The organism is Gemmatimonadota bacterium (genome assembly GCA_026706345.1).
Taxonomy (GTDB): Bacteria; JAAXHH01; JAAXHH01; order JAAXHH01; family JAAXHH01; genus JAAXHH01.
Window position 1 is genome coordinate 5,768 of the sequence record JAPOYX010000094.1, and the last position, 1,353, is coordinate 7,120.

The 1,353-nt window shown below is 64.2% G+C and carries 1 protein-coding gene; it reads left to right on the forward strand.

Annotation, left to right across the window (positions count from 1 at the left end; genetic code table 11):
- Nucleotides 1-99 precede the first annotated feature (99 nt).
- The gene (locus OXG98_06970; GenBank protein MCY3771745.1) at nt 100-1,086 is read left to right on the forward strand and encodes a calcium/sodium antiporter; all 987 of its coding nucleotides are present in this window, start codon (nt 100-102) and stop codon (nt 1,084-1,086) included.
- The last annotated feature ends 267 nt before the right edge of the window (nt 1,087-1,353 follow it).

Consider the following 1,353-nt stretch of genomic DNA (forward strand, 5'->3'; position numbering starts at 1 on the left):
CATAGCTGCCGCCGGTACCGGGTAAGTCACACAGCTGATGCACGATTTCCACGACGCTGGCGACGCACCTTCGGACGACAGGGGATCGAGGTTGCAAGGATGACGGCTCTGGCTGGCCTGATAGTCGGAATCGCGCTGCTGCTGGGTGGCGGCGCCCTTCTGGTGCGGGGCGCCTCCCTGGTGGCCGCCCGTTATGGCATTCCGCCTATGGTTGTAGCACTCACGATAGTAGCGTTCGGCACCAGTGCACCGGAACTGGTTGTCAATGTCATCGGCGCCGCCAGAGGAGCGACCAGTCTTGCCTTCGGCAACATCGTCGGATCGAACATCAGCAATCTTGCGCTGATCCTTGGCGCCGCCGCGCTGATGGCGCCGCTCACGATCCAGGGTCAGGTCGTACGGCGCGAGGTGCCGTTGCTGCTGCTGGCCACCAGCTTCCTGACAGTAATGGCGCTTGACACGCTGCTGGGCGGGCAACCGTCGATCATCGGGCGGTCCGACTCGATCCTGCTCCTGCTGCTGTTCTGTGTATTTGTCTATTACACGACTCGGGACATCCTTCAAGCGCGCCATTCGGACGCGCTCATGGGACACATCGAAGCCAATCCGCTCATCGACACCGAACCTCGGGGCCGATTCGGCTGGGCGTCCGTGGCCGCGGGCATTGCATTGCTGTTCGTCGGCGGCGAGATGACGATCCGCAGCGGAGTGCAGGTAGCCGCGATTCTGGGCATCTCGGCGACGATCGTGGGCCTGTTCATGGTTTCGGTAGGCACGAGCATGCCCGAACTGGTCACCTCGATGATAGCCGCCAGGCGCAAGGAATCCGATCTGGCGGTGGGCAACGTGGTCGGCTCCAATGTCTTCAACACACTGGCGGTCTTGCCGGCCACCGGGCTGACGCGGGAGATTCCCGTCCCGGGCGGCGGCGTCGGCGACGTGATCTTCTCGTTGCTGCTCACGGCGCTGCTGATTCCGCTGTTTATTTTCGGACGTGCCCACATCGGACGAACGTCGGCGTGTTTCCTCCTGATCGTCTACACGGCCTACGTCGCGGCACGGGTCTCGCTGGAGACGGCTATCTGATCGAACCCGCGAATTGAGTTCCGCCGCGACCTTCGCGACGGCGGATTTCACCGAGTGCCGCTCAGGGTGGGCATAGCGGATCGTCTGGAACCTTGGAGTCGGTCCGTCACGCGACTTCGGCGGTTGCATACCGCCTCGTCCGCGTGGGGTCCGTTCGCGCTTCATCGGGTACCGGACCGGACCCGGATCGAGCCGGGAACAGCCGGGCGTGTGACCCTCCACGCGCATTGACCGACCGGGCCCCGCCGGCCGTTGTCCGGTGAGCAG